The sequence below is a fragment of the Streptomyces sp. NPDC029139 genome (genome assembly GCF_055564335.1).
Map to the genome: position 1 here is coordinate 178,773 of NZ_JBVHWN010000013.1, position 6,000 is coordinate 184,772.

The window sequence follows — 6,000 nt, forward strand, 5'->3', positions numbered from 1 at the left end:
CACCAGCTGCGCGCCGGTGAGCGTGATCTCGACCAGCCCGCGCTTCCCGGCCGCGCCACCGACCTTGCGCGGCTTGGCGTCCTCGTGCGAGTCGGTCTGGACGTCACCGAACTGGGTGCGGTCCCATGGGTGCAGGTGATCTTGAAGGAGGCGACGCCGGCGGCCTTGGCGAGCCGTTCCTCGTGCCCGGCGGGCGGCGCATCCGCGCAGCCAGTGGCGAGGGCCAGGACAGCGGTGAGGAGAGCAGCGGCCGCGGCGCGCCGCAGGACGCGCTGGTAGAGGTGTCGTGTAGTCACCGGATGATCACCAGGACCGTGACCGGGTACGGCAGTGGTTCGGGCACTGGATCACCGGAAAGGGTGAGGGGGGACGTCAGCTCCACATAAGCGGATCCCTTGGCAGTGTGCTCGCCACCGCTGGCTGCGCCTGTACCGCGGCAGTCATGTAGTCCGAGAGACCTCAGCAGATGCCCCGCGGTTGCCACGATGCGCAGAGCCATCCACTGCTCAACGGCCGTACCGATGTTCTTCGCCGACGCCGAATGCACCCGATATCGTGCTGGCCGAGGACCCCGGCCGCGACCTGGTTGGCCGCCTGCTGTGACCGTTTCTGCGCTCCTTTCCGCCTGATTCAGGGAAGTCGGCTCATATGGATGCCGAGCGGTAGGCGAGCCGGCTGATAGGTAGCGCACATCGGGGTACACGGGTCGGCATGGCACCGAAGACCGACAACATCATGTCCTTGCGGGCCGTACGGCAGCTGCGCCGAGTCCGCACTTTCTACGCGGCAGGTGTCCTGCTGTGGGCGGCTGCGGCGGCCTGGGCAGGATGGGCCGATCCGGGGAGTCGGCAGATGTGGGTTTCCGTACTTCTCCTGGCCGTCTTCACCGGCCTGCTCGGCACAGCGTCTCTGTGGCTGCGACGCCTCGAGGCAGCCACAGGACACAGGCCGGCGCATCACGCTGCACCGCGGCAGGCAATCACCGCACGCCATGCGAACGCCTGAACCCGGCCTCCGCAACGCTGCATCCTGGCGACTGCATGCCCATGGTCGCCGGCGGTGCACACGCGAGTAGAGATCAAGCCGTCACCGCTCACCGTTCGATGGCACGTCAGAGACAGGTGCAGGACGGGTTCACCCAGAGAACGCGGAAAAAACAGGTCGATACCCAAGCTCTGACCTATGCGAGGAGTCGCCATGGCCACCTTCGTCATCACCGTCCCCGGCACGTTCATCTCGGGCATCACCGACCCCGCACGCTCGGCTTTCGAGCGAAAGCTGGCCTCGCAGCACACGGACGTCAGCGAGAGCGAAGGCCTCAACCTCCTCACAGTGCACGAGGACAACACCTTCTCTGTCCGCCTTGAGGTCGATGCCCCAGATCGGTATGAGGCTGAGCTGGACGCCACAAGGCTCGTCTCAGCCGCGCTGAAGGAAGCAGAGATCGCGGAGGCTGATGCCCCGCTCGGCCCGCCCGCCGTCACTGGTATCGACAGCGACCTCTGACCTCTTCTCGCTGAGAGCTCTGCTGACGAGGCGCGGAGGTAGTCCCCCTCACAGCGCACTGCCAGGGTGGCCGACCAGTCCTGCTCGGCGGGGTGAAGGTGGCTCTCCGGTGACGCTAGATGGAGGGCGCTTGATAGAGGCCACGACCAGCGCGGACGGCTCGCGATGTGGCGATAAGCCGGTCAAGAGTGCTGCGGACGGTGTTGATGTCGCTCGTGGAAGAGTCGCGGCCGAGCGCCTCTGCCACGTCGCGCGCACGCCTGGGGGTGCCAGGGTTCTGCAGGAGGACTGCGACCACCTGCTCAGTGAGACTGCCAGAGTCTTGCGTCGTAGAAGCCGGCGCCTCTTGCGCCGTGGCCTTGGCGCGGGACGTCTTCCTCGAGGGCTGCGCCTTTTGTGCCTTGGTGGAGCGGGCCTTGGCCGCCTTGCGGGGAGCGGGGACAGATCCGGTTTCAGCCGGCGTCTCTGTATCCGCGCTCTGGGGCACGGCATCAACGTCCACGACTGAGGGTGCCACTGCTTCCTTCATGGGAAGCGGCCCAGGGGCATCGGCCAGGGCCAGCAGAGCCGTGAGGGCGTTGCGGACCGAGTGCACGCGCTCCGAGACCGCGGCTAGATCCTTCTCGAGTTCTTGCTGCAGCTGTTCCAGCTGGGGAAGCTCTCTCTGGAGCTCCGCAACGGTGGCTTCGGCGCTGTGCACAGTGGCGTTTGATGAAGGCACGTAAGGCTCCTGTTTGATGGGTGCTCGACGATAAAACAACAATCGTGTGTCGAGCAGGGTACGTCTCTCAACGGCTCAAAGAGGCTGAGGTACCGGATCACGAACTCGCTGGAACAAGACTTCTCTCGGGATCTTCGGCAACGGAGACCGTGGGGAACGTACTTGTGGGGGCATACGAGAGTTGACTGATTCGGTCGGGGTGCCCTGGCGGCTGTGTTCACTTGGCGCCTCATCACGGTGCTGTCCGCTGCCCTGGCCGCCCTGTCCTCGTTCACTCGACTGCCCGCGGGCGCCGTCACTGTTAGCTGTCCCTTCACACCGCGCGGGCCGGGATGTTGATCAATCGGCCACACCAGCAGACGACTTCTGTCGGTGGCCTCGTGGTACAAGGCCTTCCCGGAGGAAGAACCCGCAGAACCCGCACGCGCACGACAGCCAGATCGCTCTGGCTCCGAGACGGAGGCGCGCGCCCCCTTGCTTCGGCGGCTCGCACAGCGAACGCATGCCCCCTGCCCTCTTCCTGCGTCTCTGCAGAGACACAGACGATCACTTCCCCTCGCCAAGCGCCAACCTGGTACTGTCTATGCGTAATCAGATATGTGTTCTGGCTTCGGTGGGGGAGGACGCTTTGCTGCTGACTACCGGACAGGCCGCCACCGAACTCGGCATGGCCATCACCACGTTTCGGCGTCTCATTCACGCAGATCTGCTTCCGGGGCTATCCAGCAGAGGCGTCCGCGTGATGATCCCGCTGGAAACCGTCCAAGCCCTCAGCAGCAGAAGCCGCGCACCACTCGAAAGACTCCCCGCACGCGAGGTCGCGGTGCTGCGCATGCGCGGAGCAACGAAACCGGCGATCGGCACCACCCCGGGCTGGGCCGGATTCTCTGCCGCGCTGCCAGCCGAAGACCTGCTCCAAGCCCTGCGAGGTTGGTGGCGCTGTGACGCAGCGAGCGTAGCTGCGGGAGGCACTCTGCCTGTCACTGTTTCCGGCTATGTGGTCGCAGTCCTCACCAACCTGGACCGGTGGGAGACCAACGGCCAGGGTCGTACCGCCTTCACCGACGCTGTTCTCGCCGGGTACGTCACCGACCTCACCACACCCGCCATCCACATCACCGCCCCGGACGCCACAAGCCGCGAAACCGCGATGCTGCTCCTCGGAACACGGCTCGCCTCCGACTCCGGCGGACCGATCGCCTACGTATCCACCCGCAACACCTCGGGAACCAGGGAAACTTGATGGACGCCAAGGCCTACAACGCCACCCTCGCCGAGCTCCGTGCCGACCGTGACGAGATCAAGAAGGCACGCGCCGCGCTGGCGAAGCTCGAGGCGGCCCGGGACAAGAAGATCCGCGCCCTTGCCGGATACGAGAAGGCGAGCGCCGAACGCATCGCTCCCGCAGCCGGCCTCAGCCTCGCGGACATCGTCACGATCGCCCCCGACCTCACGCCCGAGAGCATCGCCGCCACGCCTACCGCTCCTGCGCGAGAGGCAGCCCCTGAAACGCCGGCCGTCGAGGCCCCCGCGACGCGTTCCGCTGCCCCCACCCCGGCCACGCCCGCCCACACGGCACCGTCGGCGGCTGAGCCAGCGCCCGATCACAACCAGCCGAGCGACACAGCCACTCCAACGAGCCAAACGCGGGACCTGCCCGCCATTCCGCAAGGACCCGAAGGAGACCGCTGGTTCGCCCACACCCCCAACCTCACCTCCACACACCCGAACTTCACCCAGCAGGCCCGCTCGACCGTCTTCCTCGACACGACCACCGGCATCCTGGTCCACCGCAACCAGACCCTGCGCCTGAGCCTGCCAGACACCACGGCAGCCTCCATCCTGCAGGCCGTCTTCCACACCATCCCCGAGGGCACCGAGCGGATCTTCATCACCGCAGGAGAACCCTGGCACCACCAGGCCGACCAGCATCCCTTCCTCAAAGACGCCGTCGCCGCCTGGCTCAACGCCCCCATCCCCGGCTGGCGCACCGACACCGGCCGCGGCAAGGACAAAATGGCCGGCCACTTCGTCCACCCCCGCAACCCCGTCGGCCGCTACCAGAGCGACAACGGCCAGTACCACGTCGAGATCCGCTCGGTGGGGGAGTGGTTCGACCCCGAAGGCGCCGAACCCACAACCGTCCGCGATGCGTTCGTCCTCCTCTGGAAGACCCTGCGCGCCCACTGGGGCGACGCTGTCCTGATGGGCTCCCCGTCCCAGACCGGACGCGACCTGTGGACGCGCACGATCCCCACCCGCGGCCAGCACGCCGACGGCTTCCCCGTCCTGTCCGAGGAGCTCCGCGGCCTGCTCCACGCCACTGCCGGGCAGGGCCGCACAGAACTGATCACCCCACCCGCGGTACCCGAGCAGCTGCCCGCGCTGGTCGAATACGACCGCACCTTCGCCTACGCCAAGCACACCTGGAAATCACCGGTCGGCACGCCTCGCCGCATCACCGCCACCACCTTCGCCTCGTGGAGCGAAAAAGAGCAGATCAAGGCCCTTTACGGCTGCGGCCACTGGCACCTGCGCGTCACCGTCCCCGACACCTGGAACCACGTCGGCATCCTTCCCGCCCCCGCCCCCGGCGACCGCGCCTGGCACTACCCCGCCGCCCCCGGCACCACCTTCACCACCTGGGCCGGCGGCCCCGAGATCTACACCGCCCTCACCAACCCCCACACCCCGTGGCGGATCGAAATCCTCGACGGCCTGCTGTGGGACGACGGCAAACCGCTCGACGACTGGTCGAAGAAGCTCAAAGAAGCCTGGTCCACCCTCGCAGCCCAAGCCCAGCTGCACGGCGACCCCGCACAGCGCACTGCCGCCCACCTCGCCTCACGCGCCGTCCGCTCCCTCCTCCTCTACGGCATCGGCTCCTTCGCCCAGCGCCCCCGCATGGTCACCGGCACCACCCCCCGCACCAACGAGCGCGACGTCCCCCCGGACGCCGAAATCATCGGCTTCACCGACGAACAGATCACCTGGCAGCGCCCCACCGGCTTCTCACGCGACCCCAACTCCCACCCCGAGTGGGCCGCCGCCATCTGGTCCGGCGCCCGCGCCGCCCTGCTCTCCCAGCGCATGCGTGAAGACAACACCTATGTCGGCGCCCTCCACGCTCCGCCCGGCACCGTTGTCGCCTTCCGCACCGACGCCGTCTACCTCACCGCACCCCAGAACTGGCCCTACCACGGTCAGCCCGGCGAGTACCTCTACAAGGGCCACCACCCTGGCCCCGTCCCGGCACCGACCACCGAAGACGAACTCCTCGCCCTGCGTGACGCCGGACGCTACGCCCTCAAGCAGACCACCGCCCCCGCCGGGGAGGTGTGATGCCGCCCCATGTCCGCCGTACCACCCCCGAGCCGCAGCCCAGCGAAGCCGCCCAGCTTGCTGATGAGCTTCAGGCGGCCGGTTTCACTAAGCGGGACATCGCCCGGATCATCGGCCGGGACGCTTCACTCGTCTCCCAGTTCTACACACGTCACAAAGGCGCTGCGTTCGTTCCCGCCCTCACCCAGGTCCTCGCGGCCGTCCGGGCAGGTGTCGCCAGCCCAGAGGAGCTCGCCGCTGTCGCCGCCCCTCACATCACCCGACGCACCACCAGCTCCGGCGCCCGCGCCCGCGTGCGCACCACAACCGCCCGCACCGCCCCTGCCCCTGAGCTGAGCGAAGCCGCCCAGCTTGCTGATGAGCTTCAGGCGGCCGGTTTCACTAAGCGGGACATCGCCCGGATCATCGGCCGGGACGCTTCACTCGTCTCC

At 67.6% G+C, this 6,000-nt stretch carries 3 protein-coding genes and 1 pseudogene; all 4 read left to right on the forward strand.

The genetic code is table 11. The features are described from left to right. The first annotated feature begins 1,197 nt into the window (after positions 1-1,197). Positions 1,198-1,506, forward strand: coding sequence for a hypothetical protein (locus ACZ4VW_RS26140; RefSeq protein ID WP_467966427.1), 309 nt, complete (start codon positions 1,198-1,200; stop codon positions 1,504-1,506). A 1,304-nt stretch (positions 1,507-2,810) separates the two neighbouring features. Next, on the forward strand, positions 2,811-3,470 hold the full coding sequence (locus ACZ4VW_RS26145; RefSeq protein ID WP_467966429.1) for a DNA-binding protein: 660 nt from the start codon (positions 2,811-2,813) through the stop codon (positions 3,468-3,470). Next, a complete protein-coding gene (locus ACZ4VW_RS26150; RefSeq protein WP_467966431.1) occupies positions 3,470-5,569 on the forward strand; it encodes a hypothetical protein in 2,100 nt (699 codons plus the stop codon). The genes ACZ4VW_RS26145 and ACZ4VW_RS26150 overlap by 1 nt, the downstream gene beginning before the upstream one ends. After that, positions 5,569-6,000, forward strand: a pseudogene (locus ACZ4VW_RS26155) (hypothetical protein); the annotation flags it as partial. The gene ACZ4VW_RS26150 and the pseudogene ACZ4VW_RS26155, both read left to right, overlap by 1 nt.

What these genes read in the sequence shown, in the direction of transcription:
- ACZ4VW_RS26145 (WP_467966429.1), top strand. Translation starts at nt 2,811, where the DNA reads ATGCGTAATCAGATATGTGTTCTGGCTTCGGTGGGGGAGGACGCTTTG.
- ACZ4VW_RS26150 (WP_467966431.1), top strand. Translation starts at nt 3,470, where the DNA reads ATGGACGCCAAGGCCTACAACGCCACCCTCGCCGAGCTCCGTGCCGAC.
- ACZ4VW_RS26140 (WP_467966427.1), top strand. Translation starts at nt 1,198, where the DNA reads ATGGCCACCTTCGTCATCACCGTCCCCGGCACGTTCATCTCGGGCATC.